General features: G+C 56.2%; 21 protein-coding genes. 14 read left to right on the top strand and 7 right to left on the bottom strand.

Annotated features, from left to right (window positions below; genetic code table 11):
- The first annotated feature begins 130 nt into the window (after positions 1 to 130).
- From O9H32_RS13235 to O9H32_RS13190, 10 genes are all read left to right on the top strand, one after another.
- Positions 131 to 406 (top strand): acyl carrier protein, encoded by a 276-nt coding sequence (locus tag O9H32_RS13235; protein ID WP_269866565.1) that lies wholly within the window; start codon positions 131 to 133, stop codon positions 404 to 406.
- On the top strand, positions 378 to 1,790 hold the full coding sequence (locus O9H32_RS13230; RefSeq protein WP_269866564.1) for a hypothetical protein: 1,413 nt from the start codon (positions 378 to 380) through the stop codon (positions 1,788 to 1,790). The genes O9H32_RS13235 and O9H32_RS13230 overlap by 29 nt, the downstream gene beginning before the upstream one ends.
- A gap of 19 nt (positions 1,791 to 1,809) precedes the next feature.
- On the top strand, positions 1,810 to 2,928 hold the full coding sequence (locus tag O9H32_RS13225) for a hypothetical protein (RefSeq protein ID WP_269866563.1): 1,119 nt from the start codon (positions 1,810 to 1,812) through the stop codon (positions 2,926 to 2,928).
- A complete protein-coding gene (locus tag O9H32_RS13220) occupies positions 2,897 to 4,072 on the top strand; it encodes a radical SAM protein (RefSeq protein WP_269866562.1) in 1,176 nt (391 codons plus the stop codon). Before O9H32_RS13225 ends, O9H32_RS13220 begins: the two co-directional genes overlap by 32 nt.
- 36 nt (positions 4,073 to 4,108) lie before the next feature.
- Positions 4,109 to 5,092 (top strand): ABC transporter ATP-binding protein, encoded by a 984-nt coding sequence (locus O9H32_RS13215; protein WP_269866561.1) that lies wholly within the window; start codon positions 4,109 to 4,111, stop codon positions 5,090 to 5,092.
- Complete coding sequence (locus O9H32_RS13210) at positions 5,089 to 5,898, top strand: ABC transporter permease (protein ID WP_269866560.1); 810 nt, start codon at positions 5,089 to 5,091, stop codon at positions 5,896 to 5,898. Before O9H32_RS13215 ends, O9H32_RS13210 begins: the two co-directional genes overlap by 4 nt.
- A 3-nt stretch (positions 5,899 to 5,901) precedes the next feature.
- Positions 5,902 to 6,714 carry an ABC transporter permease gene (locus O9H32_RS13205; RefSeq protein WP_269866559.1) on the top strand — a complete coding sequence of 271 codons (813 nt, stop codon included), beginning with the start codon at positions 5,902 to 5,904 and terminating at the stop codon, positions 6,712 to 6,714.
- Positions 6,715 to 6,820: 106 nt separating this feature from the next.
- Positions 6,821 to 7,840 carry a zinc-dependent alcohol dehydrogenase gene (locus O9H32_RS13200; RefSeq protein WP_269866558.1) on the top strand — a complete coding sequence of 340 codons (1,020 nt, stop codon included), beginning with the start codon at positions 6,821 to 6,823 and terminating at the stop codon, positions 7,838 to 7,840.
- Positions 7,825 to 9,468 (top strand): glycoside hydrolase family 3 protein, encoded by a 1,644-nt coding sequence (locus O9H32_RS13195; RefSeq protein WP_269866557.1) that lies wholly within the window; start codon positions 7,825 to 7,827, stop codon positions 9,466 to 9,468. Before O9H32_RS13200 ends, O9H32_RS13195 begins: the two co-directional genes overlap by 16 nt.
- A gap of 27 nt (positions 9,469 to 9,495) precedes the next feature.
- The gene (locus O9H32_RS13190; protein WP_269866556.1) at positions 9,496 to 10,587 is read left to right on the top strand and encodes a hypothetical protein; all 1,092 of its coding nucleotides are present in this window, start codon (positions 9,496 to 9,498) and stop codon (positions 10,585 to 10,587) included.
- Between the two features lie 613 nt (positions 10,588 to 11,200).
- Here the strand turns inward: O9H32_RS13190 and O9H32_RS13185 are convergent.
- Positions 11,201 to 11,449 carry a hypothetical protein gene (locus O9H32_RS13185; protein WP_269866555.1) on the bottom strand — a complete coding sequence of 83 codons (249 nt, stop codon included), beginning with the start codon at positions 11,447 to 11,449 and terminating at the stop codon, positions 11,201 to 11,203.
- 149 nt (positions 11,450 to 11,598) lie between these two features.
- Here O9H32_RS13185 and O9H32_RS13180 point away from each other — a divergent pair, with 149 nt between their 5' ends.
- Positions 11,599 to 12,057 (top strand): hypothetical protein, encoded by a 459-nt coding sequence (locus tag O9H32_RS13180; protein WP_269866554.1) that lies wholly within the window; start codon positions 11,599 to 11,601, stop codon positions 12,055 to 12,057.
- Here the strand turns inward: O9H32_RS13180 and O9H32_RS13175 are convergent.
- The 6 genes from O9H32_RS13175 to O9H32_RS13150 all read right to left on the bottom strand — a co-directional run bounded on the left by O9H32_RS13175 (position 12,041) and on the right by O9H32_RS13150 (position 16,459).
- Positions 12,041 to 12,601 carry a VanZ family protein gene (locus O9H32_RS13175; protein ID WP_269866553.1) on the bottom strand — a complete coding sequence of 187 codons (561 nt, stop codon included), beginning with the start codon at positions 12,599 to 12,601 and terminating at the stop codon, positions 12,041 to 12,043. The two genes, O9H32_RS13180 and O9H32_RS13175, sit on opposite strands and share 17 nt — an antisense overlap.
- A 92-nt stretch (positions 12,602 to 12,693) precedes the next feature.
- Positions 12,694 to 13,917, bottom strand: a complete 1,224-nt coding sequence (locus O9H32_RS13170; RefSeq protein WP_269866552.1) for a hypothetical protein — start codon at positions 13,915 to 13,917, stop codon at positions 12,694 to 12,696.
- A gap of 11 nt (positions 13,918 to 13,928) precedes the next feature.
- Complete coding sequence (locus O9H32_RS13165) at positions 13,929 to 14,762, bottom strand: hypothetical protein (RefSeq protein WP_269866551.1); 834 nt, start codon at positions 14,760 to 14,762, stop codon at positions 13,929 to 13,931.
- Positions 14,759 to 15,187 carry an ATP-binding cassette domain-containing protein gene (locus O9H32_RS13160; protein ID WP_269866550.1) on the bottom strand — a complete coding sequence of 143 codons (429 nt, stop codon included), beginning with the start codon at positions 15,185 to 15,187 and terminating at the stop codon, positions 14,759 to 14,761. The genes O9H32_RS13165 and O9H32_RS13160 overlap by 4 nt, the downstream gene beginning before the upstream one ends.
- Entirely contained in the window at positions 15,180 to 15,578 is a 399-nt protein-coding gene (locus tag O9H32_RS13155; RefSeq protein WP_269866549.1) for a GntR family transcriptional regulator, read from the bottom strand. The genes O9H32_RS13160 and O9H32_RS13155 overlap by 8 nt, the downstream gene beginning before the upstream one ends.
- Positions 15,579 to 15,760: 182 nt before the next feature.
- Positions 15,761 to 16,459 carry a hypothetical protein gene (locus tag O9H32_RS13150; RefSeq protein ID WP_269866548.1) on the bottom strand — a complete coding sequence of 233 codons (699 nt, stop codon included), beginning with the start codon at positions 16,457 to 16,459 and terminating at the stop codon, positions 15,761 to 15,763.
- A gap of 233 nt (positions 16,460 to 16,692) precedes the next feature.
- Here O9H32_RS13150 and O9H32_RS13145 point away from each other — a divergent pair, with 233 nt between their 5' ends.
- The 3 genes from O9H32_RS13145 (at position 16,693) to O9H32_RS13135 (ending at position 20,135) form a co-directional block, all read left to right on the top strand.
- Positions 16,693 to 18,081, top strand: coding sequence for an aminotransferase-like domain-containing protein (locus O9H32_RS13145; protein WP_269866628.1), 1,389 nt, complete (start codon positions 16,693 to 16,695; stop codon positions 18,079 to 18,081).
- 203 nt (positions 18,082 to 18,284) lie between these two features.
- On the top strand, positions 18,285 to 19,550 hold the full coding sequence (locus O9H32_RS13140; protein ID WP_269866627.1) for an MFS transporter: 1,266 nt from the start codon (positions 18,285 to 18,287) through the stop codon (positions 19,548 to 19,550).
- A gap of 288 nt (positions 19,551 to 19,838) precedes the next feature.
- Complete coding sequence (locus O9H32_RS13135; protein ID WP_269866547.1) at positions 19,839 to 20,135, top strand: hypothetical protein; 297 nt, start codon at positions 19,839 to 19,841, stop codon at positions 20,133 to 20,135.
- Positions 20,136 to 20,523 lie beyond the last annotated feature (388 nt).

Below are 20,523 nucleotides of genomic sequence, written 5' to 3'. Positions count from 1 at the left end.
GGAATGGAAACTTACCCCTTACTTGGAAAAGATCTTTCCGGGATAATGAAAGGAAGCGGGGGATGGCAAATGATTCCCTGAATCGCAGTCAATGGAAGAACCAGATTCTTCAGGAAGAAGGAGTGTAATCATGTTCGAAACGATCGTCGACATTCTATGCGGGATTAAGCCGGAAGCGCCGGAACTGAGGTATGAAGTGACCATGGAGACCGATCTCAACAACGATATCGGGCTGGACTCCCTGCAGATGATCCAGTTCATGCTTCAGGTGGAAGAGAGGATCCATGTGGCCATCGATTACGATGAGTTCGATTACATCCATCTGCAGTCGATGGAAGCGTTCATCGGATTCCTGAAGAGCTGCCCATCCTCTCAAGATGCCCATCATGATGCCCCGGTTCACTGAAGGTAGTGCAGAGGGAGGCTTCACGGTCATGGGCACGTTCGATCCCGAATCGCGGTGGAGGGACCCGCAGTGCGCGGTGCTGCCCGCCATCGCCGACAAGGACCGCGAAGCGGTAGTGCTGTGCATGGATGAGCTGCTCTTTCCGTTGTGCGGCCCGTCGGACCTGCTCGTCACCCGGTGCCGGATGGAGGAGGGGCTGCAGGCGTACCTGAACGGGCTCGGCTTGCTGCCTGGTCACCGCTCCATGTACGAATCGGACGAGCAAATCTACGCTTCTTGGTCCGAAGGGGAGTTCAAGCGGGACATCTTCGAGCTGGCGGCGGAGCGGCCGCAAGCACTGCCTCCCGAAGCGCTGGGGGGCAGGCTGTCGCCCTATGCCGTGACCGAAGGCGTCGAGGCGTACCTGAGCCAAACCGACGGTACGACGGCGCTGCCGAAGCTCGAAGTGGTCAAAGAAGTGAATTCCAAGCTGTATTCCCACCGGCTGCTGGAGCGGATCGGACAGAGGACGTACGGAGTCCAGGTCGACAGCGCGGAAGCGCTAATGCTGCTGGGGAAGCAGCTGCTCGAATCAGGCGCCTTCCTGATCAAGGACCCCTTCGGCGTATCGGGCAAGGGCAACCTGCTCATCGGCAGCGAGGGCATGCTCGAGCGGATCGCAGCGCATCTGCGGAAGCAGGAGTCCGCCGGACGCCGGACGGAGTTTCTGGCCGAGCCTTTTCTGGACAAAAGAGATGATTTTTCCTCCCAGTGGTTCATTGGGGAGGGAGGGGAGAACACCCTGCTGTCCGTACAGCGGATGCGCAACGATGGCATGAATTATGGCGGTTCCGAGTCGGCGGACGAGCCGTTCCGCCACTGGCTCGAGGAGCAGGGATATTACGGCATTCTTCAAGATGCCCTCGGTCATCTGTACCGTGACGGCTATACCGGTTATGTATGCTTCGACTCGATGGTACTGCAAGGCGGAGAGCTCGTTCCGATCGTCGAGATTAATGCGCGCAAGTCCATGGGACTGATCAATGCGGCACTGGACCGTTACCTGCAGGGCTATGGCCGGCAGGGCATGCTTCTCTCCGTCTCGCTCGGTCTGCCGCAGAACTTCACCTTCAGCCGGCTGATGACCGGGCTCGCCGAGGCGCAGCTGCTGTACCCGGATACGAAGGGCTTCGGCATGATTCCGTTATCGTCGGGCACCGTAACGGTGAACCGTACGCTTGCGGACTTCCGTACCGCATCGGGCACCGCCCCCAAAGGCACACTCTCGCTTCCCAAGGGACGGCTGTACGTCACCTTGGTCGGCAAGGACGCGGTCCATCGGGCCGAGCTCTCTTCCCGGCTCCGCCAACTGCTGACCCATCTTTCGCTGAAAGTATATAACTAACCGGATCGGGGGAGAACCTGTGCTGTCAGAGCCTGTCACACTTCTCGCTTCGGGGAATTCGCTCGGAGCCTATATTCCCGCGATGCACGCTTATACATACCTCCGCTCTCGCGGGGTGGACGCCGAAGTACGGGTGCTCGAAGCGTACTACCGTGAGGAAGTGCGGGACAAGATCCAGGCGACCCGGCAGGCGTTTCACGATAATTTTGCTGCTGCGCTCATGGGCCACCGGCTGGCCAAGCCGCTCAGCGCGGGGGCGGTATTGAGCGGGAAGGCCGCTGCAGACTTGACCGGACAATGGCTGGCTGCGGGAAGACGCACGTTCGTCGCCTTCACGGGCTTCTGGGTGGATATTCTGGAAGCCTATGCAGATCAGGCCCCTTTCCCCGTCGATATCGCGTTCCTTCGTCTGGACGCCGCCGACACCCCTTCCTACAAGGTATACCGCCACCTGCATGCGAAGTACCGCCAGGTCCATTTGTATGATGCCGCCGCCGGACTCCCTGCTGCCTACTTGTGCGGCATCGACAATGCTCCGCTTCGTTACGAGGAGCGGTCCGGACGGCTCCTCGTACACGGCGGAGGCTGGGGCATCGGCACGTACAGGGACACCCTGCAGGAGCTGAAGGAAGCCGGATATGAACTGGATGTGATCGTGTACGATCCGTCGGAAGCGGGTGAGGAGGACGGATCCACGCGGTATTACATGACGGAACCCGGATGGAGTCCCTGGTCGCCCGGGGCCGGAGGAAGGCACACGTATCCGCCCATGCTGCAGGTGAAGCGAAGGGGGACCGGATTCGAGCTGATCCCTCTGCCGGGCTACGAAGCCTATACCAGGCTGGTCCGCGAAGCAGCAGCCATTGTCAGCAAGCCGGGTGGAGCCACACTGAACGATTCACTGGCGTATGCCGTGCCGCTTCTGCTGCTCGACCCGTTCGGCGGCCATGAAGAAGCGAACCGGCAGTATTGGATATCCTGCGGCTTCGGTCTGCGCTATGCGGACTGGAAGGAAGGCGGATATGCCCTCCCGGAGCTTGAGGCCTGCTGCCGACGGCTGACCGGCCACCGCAAGACCATCAAACCTTATGGGAGTGAAGAAGGGTATGCAGCCCAAAACGAAAGTCACGTTCGATAAGTTGACGTTCCAGAATATGAAGAGGACGCTGGCCCCGATGGCGGTATCCGGCAGATTGACGCGGGCGAACCCCGTCTATGCGGCCCCGCTGCCTTACGAGATCGGCATCAAGCTCAATAACGGATGCAACCTGCGCTGCAAGCACTGCTTCGAATGGAATCCCGAAGGCTTCCACCACGGGTACGAGCGGGAAGTCAAGAACCTGGAGATCGACCTGGACGTGGTGGAGAAGCTGCTTGTCGAGACGCGGGAGAACAAGTCCAGGGTATTCCTCTGGGGAGGGGAGCCGCTGTTCTATTCCCGGTTCGACGAACTGGCCGACCTGCTCGCGAAGGAAGAGCGTTATACTACCATCTGCTCGAACGCCATTCTTGTGGAGGAGAAGCTGGACGCCCTCATCCGCATGTCGCATAATCTCGTGATGCTCATCTCGCTGGAAGGCTTCGAGAAGGAGAACGACGCGATCCGTGGCAAAGGCACGTTCCAGAAAGTCATCGATGCCGTTAAGCTGCTCCTGGATCTCAAAGCCCAAGGCATCTATAAAGGCAAAGTCTCCATCGCTTTGACGATCAGCGACCAGATGGTCGGCAAGCTCTATGATTTCATGGCCTACTTCGAGGAGATCGGCGTCGATTCCGTCTATTTCTGCTTCCCCTGGTACATCCCCGAGTCCACCGCAGAGCGGATGGACGGCTACTTCTCTTCCCATTTTCCATGGCTCGCCTCCCGCTTCTCCGACGGGCACCACAACAGCTGGCATTCCTTCACCTTCCGGATCGCTCCGGAAAATATCGAACCGCTGCTCGCGGATATCGAACGGATCTACCAGCGCACTTGGAATGTACGGATCCGTTACCAGCCGGCCCTCGAGCCGCATGAAGTGCGGGATTTTGTAACCGGAGGCGGCAAGCCTGCCATGAACCGCACGAAGTGCCTCTCGATCGCCAACCGGATGGACGTCATGCCTGACGGGCGGGTGAACCCGTGCAAATTTTTCCCGGAATTCAGCTTCGGCAACCTGCATACGGAGAGCGTCAAGGAAGTGTTCCACGGCGAAGACTTCACGAAGCACCGGGAGAGCCTGGCCTGCGGTCTCACTCCGATCTGCACGCAGTGTGTGCTTCTGTATAACAACGGCATTTGACTTCTACAGAATCTGTCAGACGCAAGGGAGGACCCCATGGATTCGATCCGGGTGCAGGGGCTGCATAAGTCCTATCCATACTATAAGAAAGAAGCGGGGCTGCTGCCTTCGCTGAAGAATCTGTTCGTGCGCCGGACGCTCGTGAAAGAGGCAGTGAAGCCGATCTCCTTCGAGATCGGGCCGGGGGAGTGCGTCGGGTTCCTCGGGCCGAACGGCGCGGGGAAGACCACGACGCTGAAGATGCTCTCGGGTATTCTCCATCCGACCGGGGGCGGGGCGCAGGTGTTCGGATATACGCCGTGGGAGAGGAAGAACGGCTTCAAGCGGTTGTTCTCTATCGTGATGGGTCAGAAGAACCAGCTCTGGTGGGACCTGCCGGCGAGCGAGTCGATCTACCTCAACAAGTGCATCTATGAAGTGGAGGACGCCGTGTATCACCGGAGATTGCAGGAGCTCTCCGAGCTCCTGGACGTGCGGGACCTGCTGAATGTGCAGGTCAGGCGCTTGTCGCTCGGCGAGCGGATGAAGATGGAGCTCATCGCCGCCTTGATCCACCAGCCCCGGCTGCTGTATCTCGACGAGCCGACGATCGGACTCGATCTGCTCTCCCAGCAGAAGGTCCGCCAGTTCTTGAAGTATTATAACGAACGGTTCCGGGCAACGATCATCCTGACCAGCCATTATATGAAGGATATCGAAGATCTCTGCCGCCGGACGCTCGTGATCTCCGATGGACGGCTGCTCTATGACGGCGAGCTTCAGGGCATCAACGGAGCGCTCGACGGGCAGAAGCTGGTGCGTCTGCAGTTCTCGGAGACCGTCGCCGAACGGCGCCTGAAAGCGCTGGGCCGGGTGAGAAGCTGCGACGGGCTGCAGGCGGTGCTCGAGCTGCCGAAGGACCGGCTCCGGGAGGTTTCGCGCCTATTGCTCGACCAGTTTCCCATCGTGGACTGGACGATCGAAGACGTGCCGATCGAGGAAGGGATCGCGCAGCTGTACCGGGGGGAAGCCGCCGGATGAGACGATGGCCGCTTTACCGGGGCATGTTCCTGCTCGGCGTTCAGCATTCGATGGAGTACCGGCTTCACTTTGCGCTCAGCCTGCTGAGCAGCGCGGTGCCTGCGGGGGTGCAGTACTTCATCTGGACCGCCGTCTACCGGCATTCGGGCGAAGGCGCGCTGTTCTCCTATACGTATCCCCAGATGATTCTGTATACGATTCTGGCCGGCCTGGTCGCGAGGCTGGTGGAGACCCAGTTCGAACAGGGGATCGCCGAGGATATCAAGAACGGGGGGCTGAACAAGTATCTCGTGCAGCCGGTGAGCTACTTCGGCTATCGCCTGACGACGTTCCTTGGCCAGAAGGCGGTCTTCTATCTCATCACGGCGGGACTGCTGGCGGCGATTCTATCGGGCGCTTCGGCGCAGGGCGTGCTGCAGCTCGATCCGATAAGGCTTCTCTGGTTCGCAGCCGCTTTGTTCAGCGCCCTGCTGCTGAACTTCCTGATCGCGTACTGCCTGTGTGCGATTGCGTTCTATCTTCATGATATCTCTTATTTCTTCGTCATTACCGGATTGCTCGTAACGATACTTAGCGGGGGCTTGTTCCCGCTCGAGATCTTCGGCGAGACGGCATTCCGGCTGCTGCAGTACACTCCGTTTCCGTATACGGTCTATTTCCCGGTGAACCTCTTGAACGGGAAGATCGCAGACGGCGCCTTAGGCCCCGGGATGGCTGTACAGTGGACTTGGATCGGCATCTTCCTGCTCGGGGCGCATCTGGCTTGGCGTCACGCCCTCAAAAAATACGTGGCGGTAGGGGGTTGACGTATGTTGTTAACGTTTCATCTGCTGGGCAAATACATTCGCCTGTACGGTGTGTTCGTCCGCAACTGCCTCATTGCACAAATGGAATTTCGGGGGAACTTCTTCATGAGCCTGCTCGTCGAGACCGTCTATCTGGCGGCGAAGCTGCTCTATGTGCTGGTCGTCTTCCGTACGGATCTGCATGTGAACGGCATCCCGCCCGAGGGGCTGCTCTTGTTCATCGGCATGCACACGGTGGCGACCGGGCTCTATGTCGGGCTCTTCCTGACGAATTTCACCAAAATCCCGGGCTATATCCGCGACGGTACCTTGGATCTCATGATCACCAAGCCGGTCTCGCTGCAGTTCATGGCATCGCTCCGGTACGTCGATCTGGCGCTGCCGATTCCGGACCTGCTCGCAGGCGGGGCGATGATCGCCATCGGCTGGCATGCGCTGGATGTTCCGCTGACCGCTGGCCATCTGGCCGGATTCGGCTTCTTCATGGGCATCTCGCTGATTCTCACGTACTGCTTAATGATCATCCCCGCGCTGCTGTCCTTCTGGCTCGTGAACTCGTCGGCCGTCTCGGACATGGCGCATGCCGTGTGGGATGCGAACAACTTTCCGATGGCGATCTACGGCAGATGGGTGCAGCGGATCGGCACGTTCGTCGTGCCGGTGTTCCTCATCACGAATCTGGCTCCGATGTTCCTGCTCGGTTCGCTGAGCCCGCTTGCTATGGCGGGGGCGGCAGCCGGGGCGCTGCTGTGCCTGGTGCTGGTCCGCCTGCTATGGCGCAGGGCCGTCCGCAGCTACAGCAGCGCGAGCAGTTAGCCGGTACGGCCTCCGGCAGGCAAGGCAGCAGCCCTGTATACGGCCTGCGCCATGCAGGCCGTAGTCGAAGTGTAAGTACATCATACGAATAACAAGGGGGAAGGTCATGATGGTCACAGGCACGGCACTACGGTCAATGAACTGCGTGTTCACGGGGCCCAATGAAGTGGAATGGCGGGAGGAAGAGGTACGGCAGCCGGGTCCGCGCGACCTGTTATGCCGGGCGGTCGTATCCCTGATCTCGCCCGGTACGGAGCTTGCCTGCCTGAAGGGAACCTTCGATTCGGGAACGGGCTGGGCTTCGTGGGTGCAGTACCCTTTTCACCCAGGGTATTCCATGACGGCGGAGGTCCTCTGGGCCGGCCCCGAGGTCGTGGGAATCCGTGCCGGCGACCGGATCGTCTGCCAGGAAAGACACCGACAGCTCTTCGTCATCGACAGCAGGGAAGCCAGCAGGCTGCCGGAGACGGTGAGCGAGGAAGAAGGCACGTTCGTCCAGCTCGCCAAAGTAGCCCTGCTCGGGGTGCTCCGGGGAAAGACCCGGCTAGGGGAGCGTGCCGGCGTGGTCGGCCTGGGACTGCTTGGCCAACTCGTGATCCAGTTCCTGGCGCTGAGCGGCGCCCGAAGCATCACGGCCATCTCGCCTTCATCTAACCGCTTGGCGCTGGCCCGTCTCAGCGGAGCGACGGACCTCATTCCCGAGGAAGCGCAGGAGGCGATAGGCCGAGTCAAGGAACAGTCCGGCGGCCGGATGCTCGATACGGTATACGAGGTGACCGGGAATCCGGAGGTCCTCTCCTGCTGCACCATGATGGCGAAGGAGTTCGGCAAGGTGGTGCTGCTAGGAGATACGACCCAGACGTCCCGGCAGACGGTGGGCCCCAAGGTCGTGTTCAACGCCGTCTCGATCATCGGCGTTCACGGACGGCTGATCGATGGTTACGAAGGCTGGACGGAACGGGAGCGGGAGGAGCTCATCTTCAATTGGATGCACCGGAAGAAGCTTCGCATGAACCATCTCATCACGGACTCCGTGCATCCGCTGGAAGCCGGAGCCGCCTACGAACGGCTGTCAGCCAAAGGGACGGAAGAGATGGGGGTGCTGATCGATTGGACAAGACTGTAGAGCTGAACACGGAAGACGACAGCGGGCTGGATCTGCTCCACCGCGGGACGCTGCGCGAGAAGATCGGCCAGTTGTTCGTGATGGGCTTCGAGGGGACTGTCCCCTCGGAAGGCATCCTGCAGCTGATCGGGGAAGGGCGTATCGGAGGCGTCATTTATTTTGCCCGTAACCTGGAGAGTGCCGAAGGCGCTTATCGCCTCACGAGCGACCTGCAGGAGGCAGCCCGCAGCCGGGGTACGCTTCCTCTGCTCGTCTGCACCGACCAGGAGGGCGGCATGGTGGTTCGGATCCGGGAAGGCATCTCTCCGGCCCCCTCGAATATGGCCGTCGGTGCGGCCGGGAGGGAGGATCTGGCCTACCAGGCCGCTTATGGCACGGCCGAGGAGCTTCGCGCGCTCGGCATCGGGATGAATCTGGCTCCCGTCGTCGACATCAATGTGAATCCGCTCAATCCCATCATCGATATCCGGTCCTACGGCGACGATGCCGAGCTTGTCGGCCGGATGGGCGCAGCCTCGATCCGGGGCCATCAGGAGGCGGGCGTATCGGCGGTTGCCAAGCATTTTCCCGGGCACGGGGATACGGCGTCCGACTCTCATGCCGACACGCCGCTGCTGCCTTATGGCCCTGACCGGCTGAACCGGGTCGAATTCGAACCGTTCCGCCGGGCGGTGGAGGCCTGCGTAGATGCCATCATGACGGCACATATTGCCGTCCCGCAGCTGGCTCCGGATCTGCTGCCCGCGACGCTGTCCCGGCCGCTGCTTACGGGGGTGCTCCGGGAGCAGCTTGGCTTCAAGGGCGTCATCATCAGCGACTGCATGGAGATGGCAGCCGTAGCCCGCGGGCGCGGCGTGGGGGAAGCCTGCGTGATGGCGCTCGAAGCCGGCGTGGATCTGCTGCTCGTCAGCCATACGTTCGAGGAGCAGACCGGCGGATTGAATGCCGTAGAAGCGGCAGTCCGCGAAGGCCGGGTAACCGAGGCGCGTATCGATGAGAGCCTGAGGCGGATTCTGGACCTGAAGCGGCGGAGGGCCCTCTCCTACGAGAGCTCGCCGTGGGACAGCGTGCGGCTGCGGCTCTGCCAGCCGGATACCCTGGACGTACTCCGCTCGCTGAGGGAAGCGGGGATCAGCGCCGGCGGGCCGGAGCCGGGCGGGTGGCGCCTCGACCCTAACGCGAGCACGCTCCTTCTGCTGCCCGAGATGGGAGCCGTATCGCATTCGGAGAACGAACTGACGGCCACGGGGTCGCTCGGCAGCCTGCTGGCAGCCGGGCTCCACGCGCCGCTCGAGGAACGGCCGCATCCGCCGCTCCTGGATCCGAAGGCGATTGCCGGCTTGGCTGCACTTAGCCGCACCTTCGGGCAGACCGTCGTCGGCCTGTACGACGCCAAGAACCACCCGGAACAGAATGCGCTGGTCCGTTCGCTGGAGCAGTCCGGCTCCCGGCTGATCGTCATCTCGCTGCGCAACCCGGCAGATCTTGCCCCATTCGCGGAGTCGTCCTCCTGGGTGTCCTGCTGCGATCCGCATCCGGACAGTCTCGGGGCATTGGCGCACGTGCTGCTTGGTGAACTGGAGCCGCAGGGGACGCTTCCCGTGACGCTCTGGCATATCGGTGACTGACTTGATGAAGAAGGGAGGCGGAAGCGTATGAGCTCCGTGAAGCTGCCGATATCGAATCCCCCTCTGAAGGGATTCCTGCGCTGGGCCTATACACTGGCGATCACGAGTGCCCACGAGGAAACCAAGCCTTGGTACTATACGAATTTTATCCAGATGGGCTGCACGAAGCGCTTCCTCGAAGAAAGAATAGAATGCTTCTACGATTTCTTCCGGGGGATTCCGAACGAGCTCAATTTCAATAATCCGTATCTGCTGACCTCCGCGTTGAACTATGACGTGCTCTCGGGAATGGACGGCAGGGCCGTGACCGGCTTCGTCCGCGGGCAGCTGGAGAAGGGCTATTACCCGATCGTGTTCCTGGACGAATCCCGTCTCCCTACAGCTGCCGCCTACCAAGGGGATCCTTTCCCGCATCATCTCATGATGCACGGGTACGACGACGGGGAGGAAGTCGTCTACGCCACGATGTTCGACCGGCAGCAGATCTTCCGCGAGGTCGCAATCTCGTACGGGGATCTGCGGCAGGCCGTCGATTCGATGCTTCGGCTGATCGCGGAAGGCAAGGCATCGGATCACGGCACATACCTCTACCGGTATCATGCCGAACAGCTCTACCGGTATGATCCGGTGTGTGCGGCTGACGCGGTAAGGGATTATCTCGGCAGCGTGACCCATGTCAACCGCATGAACTACAATACGGACGACCTCGTCTATGGCCTCGAGACCTACGATTATCTCCAGCGGTACTATCAGGCGGAGGAGGAGGGCGACCCGGCGCTGTTGAGCCGACGCAGCACCCGGCACCTTCACCTGCTCTGGGAGCACAAGAAGACGATGTCGGAACGGCTGCGGTACTGGGAATCGATGGGGTGGATCGCACCTGACCCCCTGCTGCTGGAGGGATTCGATCTGCTGACCCGCCGCTCCCAGCAGCTGAGGGACCGCTACATCCGGTACGGCATCACCCAGAATGACGCGGCATTGTATGGGGTACTGAAGTCGCGTCTCGGCGAGTTCAAGGCCGAGGAGGAACGGTTATTCGCCAGGCTGCTGGAGCTGCTGGAAGCGGGGGAGCCGATCCCGGGTATTTCGGCGGGCGGGATATCCGTGCAGAGTTGAAATTTGCTGCAGGTTGATAAGTGTAGAAGGCCATCCAGCCTGAGTTGGATGGCTTTTTCTCTTGGTCTGCATCGTAACAATGAACGTGTAAATTTCGTTTACATATTTTTGGTAATAACGTAGGTATAAGGGGATGTGTTGTTGCATTTTAAGGAAGTTGCACTCCTATATGTTTGCAGCTCCGCATTGGGTGCTTCGTGTTACGCTGCCGGGTCTAGAGGCATAGAGAGCATCCAGGCACACATAAATCACGATATTAAAATGACAGTTAATGGCCTGGAATGGTCACCCAAGAATAGTGGTGGCACCTCACTTGCTCCATTGATTCTTTCACTAAATAGTGATTCGGAAAAGGGTAGTGACTCCTATTGGAAATATGAATACTTTAAAGAAATCGATTATAACTGAATCGGAGACCGGAACGATCCTGTATCAGAAAGACGCATTGGGGACGACGGAATGTGATTTTTTGTGGGCATTATAATTGATAATAAAATACATACGACGAATGAGAAAAACCCTTATATAATAAGGGTTTAGAGACCAACATCGCCGCCTCAGGTGTTTTACTAATCATTACCCAGTAGCGATCTGTTATGTTATTAAATGCGTTTTATTTAACACCAAAATATATTTTTGCAGCAGCAATATCAGCATCATATTGAGCATTTTGTGCATCAAGCTCCCATTGATCATGAGCATTATTTCCGTCAATCCAATATTGTTGTGTTAACGCTGTTAAATATGAGCTATAGCTGTTGTAATCATGAATGTTAACAAGTGGGTGGGCATAGGCGGTAGAGGCACTCAAAATCGAAATCAGCACAAAAGAAGATAATAAGATAGACTTAAAACGGTTCACTATAAAACCCTCCAATTGTTATATTTTGTATACATGTGTATCATATATTTCGAAATGGCGCCTTTCAAGTGATTTACTTAAACATAATAATTTTTGGAGTATATAGAATTACAACTCATCTTAAAATATAAAAATAATGAGGAAGGCAAATGAATCTACCTTTTTATGGGCTTTTTTTTCTGGGTTTATTAATAATGGTTTCAATATCAGGAGTCATACTAATTCGTCATTTTTCTAAATCCAACGCAAGTCAAAGTAAAAAAATGTTCTTCATTACTTCATTCGTGATAATAATATGCATTTGTTTAATATTCATATTACAAGCTAAGGACGAGAAGCATAGAAAGGAAATTGTTGCATTCATTGAAAGGAAAGGGGGTCAGGTAATAACAATTCAATTAACAGAAAAAAGATATACTCCCTTTAAAGAACTTGATGAGAGAGCTGCAAGAAAAAAAGATGACTATTACTTAATAGAGTATTCTATGGATAATCAAATAAAAACAGCATGGTTTAAAGGAGATAATGCACTTTTCAGTGATACACCTACCCCTGAATATAAGAAATGGATTTTTGACACCGATTCCAGCTCTATGATTTCCTGGTAAACATGGACCTGAAAGGAACATTGAGGATCGCGAACAGAATAAAGATGAGGCAAGAACTATAATACCCGGCCACCATGCCCGCAGTGTTCAAGAGCAGATCATCTACATCAAATATCCGGTAACTGCCGAATAGAACATTGAACAGCAGCTGGGCAAGCTCTATGCCGAGAGAGCATACGAATCCGATGCCGGTAATCTGCCACAATCGGTATCGCTTCGGTGTAAACCAAGGAATATAGAAGCCTAAGGGAAAGAGAAGTAGGGTGTTGCCGACAACTTGAATATAGTTATGGTCCCGTATAGCTGCGTAGATACTGTAAAAGAGTTGAAGATTAGAGGCGAGTCCTTCTGCTCCCCAAGCCGCCGTGTGAGAGAGAGGGATAGGAAACAAGGTCAGTTCGATCACCTGAAACAGATAAAAAAGGAAGGAAAGCAGGAGCAGCAGGCGAAAAAGCGAGAACCGCGAGCTCCTTCGGAAGAAACAAAAGATAGCGATCGCCGCCAGAAGAGAGAGCTGGATGAATGCTGGAAATTCTAAAAGCATCGATAGGACCCTCCCCGAAATGGAACAACGGCTGCCACGCAGCCGATGTCAGACTAACGTTAGGGTCTAGACGGCACAGGGGAAGGGGGACGTCAAGGTCCGCCTTCCTTCACCAGAACGTTATGAATACGGAGATCGTAAGGCGGCTCATGATCCTGGCGGACAACCGTGCCCCGGTACAGCATCGTTCCGTCATTCAGATCGGCAATGGCCAGTTCAGGGCCTGACAATTCGTCTGTTCTGGACTTCATAATGAGGTAGAGCCGCTGATTTGCTATGACCGTGTTATTGATTGTTAGGGTTTCATCGATAGGAATGCTGTAATCCTTCGTCACTTTATGGTCCGCCAGCCCATAGTGCACGACTCTCAGAACATGGGTAGTGGGATGTCTCGACACAAAGTACAAGCGGTCTTCCTCCGGGAAGATTCCCGGATCGTTAGGAATGCGCAGCAGGTCATCGAAGCTTGCGCTCTGCACGATCTCCAATCGATCGGTCTCGGCGTCATACACATAGATCTCCCGCCGGTCCAATGAGCTTGGGGGGAAGCGCGGGTCTCCGTTCCCCGGAAGGTAATAGGTCAGCCGGAATACAGTATACCGGCCGGTCTGCAGCGGATCCGATCCCCCGATGACCAACAAGTCTCGGCTGTCTCCCATGCCGGCTGGAAGAAGCAGCCGGTCCTCCGTTACCCTATCGGCGCCAGGATCGAGGGAGTACTGATGGAGTTCCGGGTTGCGGTAGGCAGGCGGGATTCCTGGCCCCTTCCTGAAGTTCGTAGTCAAGACCCGGAGCACCCCGCCATCGAAGCGCACGCTGTCGATAAAGATGCCATAGTATAGACCCTCGTCCGGCACGGGCACGTGCCTATCCGACGTATGGCGGGTCCCCTTATCGTACACCGATAGGGCGAACCGGAAGTCTTCATGCCCGCCTGCCGGGCGGCTCTTCATCTGGATATCCGCATACCCGAGCACGGCATCATGCTCATAGAAGCCTGCCGGGCGGCTCTTGCCTCTCAGGAAGCCCGGATACTCCTGAAGCAGACGCTCATACCGGGAGCTGTTGTAAAGATAGGGCTGGACCATGCTGTTCCAGAAGCCCCGCTCGCTGAGGAACTCGCTGCCGTCTTGTCCGACCGTCATCTCCTCGTTCCTGTACATTCCCTGCAGGGTGAGATCCGCGGCTAACTTCCCATCTCCGCTCAAAGTCTTTAATTCAAATTCCGGATACACGCCGGCGGCTTGCGTATAGTACATGCCGATCCCAAGCACAATCACAGGCACGAGGACAGCCAGCTTCCAATAACGCTTCATGGGACTCCTCCTTAGACAGACACATTATTGTTCAATAAATAGGAAGCGAGCCCTAACGCTCCGCTGAAGGTCAGGAGGCCTGCAGCCATCAGCAGAAGCAGGATTTCGTTCGGGTAGAAATAATCCATATAGCCAAGCAGGGCAGCGAGGTAGGGCGACAGGAAGAGCAGGGCCGATCCCAGGGCGTAGACCAGGCCTGCGGCGGCGCCCTTGAGACGGAAGCTGCGTTCGAGCAGGATCGCGGTGAACAAGACCGCGGTTCCCGTTAGTCCCGTCAGATAATAGAAAACGAACTGGATGAAGTGCCTCGGCACGAACTCTGGCAGCAACGGGTGATTTCTTACAATCTCTCCGAGGGTCAACGGCTGTATCAGTTCGCCAGGGATGACCGAATGGAACAGCAGGTTCAGCAGAGGCAGCAGCAGAAGCTCGAAGGCCACGAATCCCAGGACAAACAGCGACAAGGCGACGAGCTTAGCCAGATATATATTCATCCGTGATGCCGGCAGCAGGAGAAGACGGCAGACAAAGGTGCTCTTGCCGTACCATTCGCGGTACCAGATCAGGAACGCGTAGAGCAGGAGGGCGGCGGCGACCAAAGCAATCGGTCCCATGAACCACAGGCTGGCCGTGTACTCGGCGAAGCTCGTTCTACCGGCGCGGACGGCGTACTCGGCGGCCGTTAACGAGTCCCGGTCCATCTTCTCACGAATCGAATTCATATACCGGTAGGCGAACCACAGCACGCCGCCCGTCTGCGACAGCAGCACCGCGAGCAGAAGCGCCCCATACAGACGGCCGAAGCGGTCCATCTCCCAGGCCAGCAGCAGCATGTAACGGTTCATGGCTGATACACCTCCCTCATGACATCCACTACGGATTTACCCTCGCGGTGTCTGACATCCTCGGCGCTGAATTCCTTCAGCACCCTTCCCTGGCCCAAGAGGACTGCCTTATCGATCAGATGCTCGATATCCTGGATCTCGTGCGTGGTCATGAGCACGCACCGGTCTTCGATGAGATGGGAGGTGAATATGCCAGCGATCTGTTCTCTGCCGAACAGGTCGATCCCGGAGAACGGCTCATCCATGAGCACATAATCGGCGTCCAGCGATAAGCCCAGGAGCAGATTCACTTTGGCCGCATTTCCTTTGCCGGTGCCGTTCAGCCCGATCAGGCAGGTGATTTGACTCTTCGCCGCCGTGAAGGAGACTTCATCCAGCACCCGTTTGCTGCCGTATGCTTTGCTGAGGCGCCTAACGTCAATCATGCGGGTCTTCCTCCCGTCTGCGTGCGCATTGGGCTTCGTATTTGTCTTTGACGAGCTGCAGCAGTTCCTCCGCAGGGACCGCAATATTGATGACCTCCCCGATGAAGGCATCTATCGACTCGTGGATCAGTTCTTCCCTCAGAGAATGCAGAATGTGCGTATCCATCGTAATCCGGCTTGGGGAATTGCCTTCGGTGATGATCAATTGCTGTTCCTCCATTTCCTTATATGCCCTCTGCGCGGTATTGGGATTGATCTGGAGCAGTCCTGCCAGTTCCCTGCGGGAGGGAATCTCCTGGCCAGCGGCCAGCCTGCCGGTGACGATTTGTTCTTTGAAGTGCCGGACCACCTGCAGATAGACCGGGTCGCGGTTATTGAATGTGATTCTCATCGGCCCAACTCCTACTACGGTTCTGGTCTGTGTGTATTAACTCATTCATACACCCGTCTACTTGTGTACTATATCCCTCATACAGCGGGATTGTCAACCAAATATTGGGATGTGCCCGAAGCATGCCAAAAAACCGGGAGTCCCTGGGGACTTCCCGGTTTTTTGGTGCAGGGCTTCCCGTGTTACAGGGAGGCCGGTTCGGTCCACAGACCCGTTTCTTGGAAATACCGCTGCAGATACACCGCTTCGTCTTTATACACAGCGAGCTGCCTGCGGAGGAGGTCAAAGTCGTCTGCCGGCGGTTTTTTGCTTTTGCGCAGAGACAGCGTCCATTTCTTCTCTACGGGAATGATCATGATGAACGAATGGCCGCCTACTGCGGTGGAGATCGTCTGGTTCTCGTGTGCGATCTCGATGAGCTGGGCCGGGTGGAAGATGCGGGATAAGGTGAAATAAGAGCTGTCGCCTTCGGGGCCGAGCGCTTCTTCGAGCAGGGCGTTCGTCTGTGCCCGGTTGAAGGCGGGCGGATCCTCGAGCTGCTGGGACCACAGCAGAATGAGGCCTTTGTCCTCGTAGGTGAACATGAAAGCGAAAGCATACAGGGTATAAATGCGGTGCCGGTACATGGACTGCAGCAGATCGTTCTCCAGCTTGCCGACCGGTCTCAGCCGGGAGCAGTCGATTACCCTGCGTCCGCCTTCCTTCACGATGGGCGCTGTATAAGATTCGGGGTGGCTGCGGAACAGCACATAAGCCGGTTCTTTGGGGGCATGGATGACGAACGGACTGTAATCCGCCAGCCGGTCCAAGTGCTCCAGGGGAAGGTTCAACCCTTCTTTGGATTCCAGACGTACCTTGTTCATGATCGACTCTTGCAGCATAGAAGCCCTCCTCACCAAGTAGTGTTGCCTATCCACGTTGTTCATCTCTCTATATCTCTGTTGTCTCAAGGCTATCATATCATAAGCGTATCCAAATTTTAAGGAGGCTTCGGCGTGCAGCTGCGCGTTTTGGGAACCCATACCCATGGGAGATTATTGTAATAGAGGGTCCAAGGATTATAATAAAGCATACCGCTTCAAGAAAACTAGCCATATGAAAAAGGATGCCGATCATGCCGATTAATTCTTTTGATAACTATCCCATGAGCTGGAAGCCATCGATTGATAAAATCCAAAAACCTATTTATAAAGCGCTCGCAGGGCAGCTGCAGCAGGATATTGTAAACGGCGTTTTATTACCCGGAACAAAACTTCCCTCCCAGCGGGAACTGGCCGATTATTTAGATTTGAATTTGAGTACCATTTCAAAAGCGTTTAAAGTGTGTGAGTTAAAGGGCTTGTTAAGTGCAGCTGTCGGAAGCGGAACATTCGTATCGTATGATGCGTTGTCGAATGCGTATTTACTTGAAGACACCAAGCCGAGGCATGTAATCGAAATGGGCGCAACACTGCCGGATCATGCTTCATACGAACCGCTGCTGCTGCAACTGAAAAGTATGCTGCAAGAGCCAAATTATGAACAATGGTTTGGTTATGGCCGAGCAGGTGAAAGCCTCTGGCAAAAGGATGCGGCTGTAAAGCTAATCCGAAGAAGCGGCCTTGAAACAACGGCCGATTGCATTGTATTCGCTAATGGGGGCCAAAACGCGATGGCGGCGGCACTTGCTAGTCTATGTAAGCCCGGAGACCGCATTGGTGCCGATTCTCATACTTATCCTGGCTTAAAAACGGCCGCAGCAATGCTTAGTATCCAAATCGTACCGATCAAGTCAGAGAACGGTGAAATGAGTCCGGCTGCCTTGGAATATGCGTGTAAGAATGACAATATTAAAGGCATCTACCTCATTCCAGATTATCATAATCCGACAGCCGGAACGATGTCTGTAGAGAATCGCAAAAGGATTGCGGCCGTTGCTAAAAAGTATGATCAGTTCATTATTGAAGATGCGTCTTACAGCCTCCTGTGTGAGAAGCCTCTGCCAGCCGTCGCATCATTCGCCCCAGAGCTGGCCATCTACATTGCGAGTTTATCCAAATCGATCGCGCCGGGGCTGCGACTAGCCTATGCAGCCGTTCCGAGTTCCTTCAAGGAGCCCATTACGAGAGCTCTGTATAATTTCAATGTATCCGTTTCGCCCTTATTTGCAGAACTGGCAGCACGTACGATCGTATCCAACCAATTCGAAAGCATCATTGAGAGTCATCGGGAACAAGCCATGCGCAGAAACCAAATCGTAAACCGGTATCTGGCAGACTATCCGTGTGCAGGGGTTGAAACCGGCATATTCCGTTGGCTGCTGTTACCAGGCAGGGTTACAGGTGCCGAGTTCGAAAGGCTGGCCGCACAGCAGGGGGTACAAGTGTATGCGGCCGAACGATTTGTAGTGGGGAATAGTTCCCCGGAGCGGGCGGTAAGGATTGCCGTCTGCGCACCAGAAACACTCGAAGAGCTGGAGGAAGGATTAGCGATCCTTCAATGTTTACTTCATAAGCTGACTTAATATGAATATTGTTTGCCATACAATTATATTATTGTATGGTTTTTTCGTGCGTGTTATGATGGGGCAAATCTTGAACAAAGGATGGCGGCATCCACTGGGTTCCGGGCCGTTCTCCATAGTTATGAAAGCATTGGATTGGACCGTAGAGGGGGAGTGGATACATGCCAGGCCAGACGGCATTCGTTAAAGAAAAAATAGAAAGCATGGGAGAATCATTGGCGCCATATGTGAATTCCCCTGAGAAGCAGCGTCAGCTGCACAGAAGAACGATGATCATCGTTATCGCCTCTCAAATTTTTGGCGGGGCAGGATTGGCTGCGGGGGTCACGGTAGGGGCGCTGCTTGCACAGGATATGCTCGGAACAGACAGCTATGCCGGCATTCCGACTGCACTGTTTACGTTAGGCTCTGCTGCCGCGGCGCTCATCGTCGGCAGCTTGTCCCAACGCTTGGGGCGCCGTGCGGGGCTGGCAGCGGGTTTCTTAACCGGCGGACTTGGTGCTGCAGGCGTCGTCCTGGCAGCCGCTTTCAATAATATCGCGCTGCTCTTTCTTTCGCTGCTGGTTTATGGAGCAGGGACGGCTACCAACTTGCAGGCCAGATACGCGGGTACGGATCTGGCACTCCCAACAGGGCGGGCCAAAGCGATCAGTACGGCTATGGTCTTCACGACCTTTGGTGCGGTTGCCGGACCGAATCTCGTCACTATGACAGGTCGGATAGCAACATCCTTGGGGGCTCCGGCGTTATCCGGTCCCTTTATGCTGGCAGCGATTGCGTACATTTTAGCAGGATTAGTCCTGCTCATGTTCCTGCGGCCGGATCCTTTACTCGTGGCCAGAGCCATTGCAGAAGTTCAGCGTGTACAAGAGAGCCAGAACAATACACAGCAATCGCCTACGCTGGAAGCGGGTATGAATAAACGGGGAATCTTTGTCGGTGCGTCGGTGATGGTGTTAACCCAGGTTGTCATGATTGGCATTATGACCATGACACCGGTTCACATGAAGCATCACGGACACGGACTTGGAGAGGTGGGGGTCGTGATCGGAATCCATGTTGCCGCGATGTTTCTGCCTTCGCTGCTAACGGGCATTCTCGTCGATAAGTACGGACGGTTGCCAATGTCGTATGCCTCCGGCGTTATCCTGCTCTTGGCTGGCTTACTAGCTGCATTCGCACCCGGGGACTCTATGGTCCTGCTCATTGCTGCGCTTGCACTTCTGGGATTGGGCTGGAACTTCGGCTTAATTAGCGGGACAGCAGCGATCGTCGATGCCACGCCTCCACAAATACGCGCGAAGACGCAAGGAGCTGTGGACGTTCTTATCGCTCTGGCTGGAGCATCCGGCGGCGCATTGTCCGGCATGGTAGTGGCTCAGTCCAGCTATTCGACTCTCTCCTTGGCCGGAGGCTTCCTGTCCTTGCTACTTATACCGATGGTCATGTGGTCCCGGAGGAGGGGATGATGACAGGAATCCCGAACGCTGTGACCTCTTAAAGGCATGGCCCAGTCCGGTACGGCTGCAGGTATAGAGGCAAGCTTGGCGCCGCGGCCGGCTCTTGATTCGTCTCAGGCATCGACCCTCTCTCATGAAATTCGTAATTCTGCCGCCACGCGCCGGCCTTTTCTTCCGGCTCCGAGAAAACGGACTTTTTTTGCAGGGATTGTGAGAAGCATCATACGCTGTGGGGGCCGGTCAATGGTATCCTACGGTTATACAAATCACAACAATCATGCAAGGGGAGATATAACGATGGGGATTTTATTTGAGGTGGTAGGGGTTCTGCAGGAGAATCAAGTCGGCTTCATGTACAAACAGCATACGCCGATGATCGACAATCAGGTGTTCTCTATCCTGCGCCTGCCGACAGGGAATGTGAAGACGATTCACAAGAGCACCCTGGGGCAGCCGATCCGCAGCACGAACCTGGAGTCCGGGCGCGTCCAAGTATGCCAGGGCTTCTGTCAGGAAGGCCAGCTACCCACGCTGCAGCAGCGGATCGAGAGCATCCTGATGCCGGCGCCGATGCCCGTTCCGCAGGTGAATTGAACTTGCAATTCCCCCGGTCCGGTAGCGGACGCTGGAAGTCTTGCGAGCTATTAGAATAGCGGAGCGTTACCCAATAAGACGACATCTATCCCTATGTTTGGGGCGGGATCGTTGTCTTTTTTGTTATGGAGCGATGCCGGGGGGAGGCGCTATTTCCTTTACATCCCAGGATCCTCAGTTGCGAATCCTGCCCCGGCGTAAGGGTCTCCGGAAGCGGTAATGCAACGGTCGAATCGGGCCGGCCGCGTGTTGGCACAGGGTGCAGCCCCTTCGCTTCTTTGAGGGCCATCCTTTTTTTTACGCATTTCCAATTGGGCCATGAAGGAATATAATGAGGGGGAACCGGCACCTGAATTCGCCACCGAAAGGGATGTAGCTGTAGTGATAA

This window comes from Paenibacillus caseinilyticus (genome assembly GCF_027533645.1).
GTDB lineage: Bacteria > Bacillota > Bacilli > Paenibacillales > NBRC-103111 > Paenibacillus_G > Paenibacillus_G caseinilyticus.
Note: the sequence above shows the minus strand (reverse complement) of the source record. Positions and strands in the feature narration are given on the sequence as shown.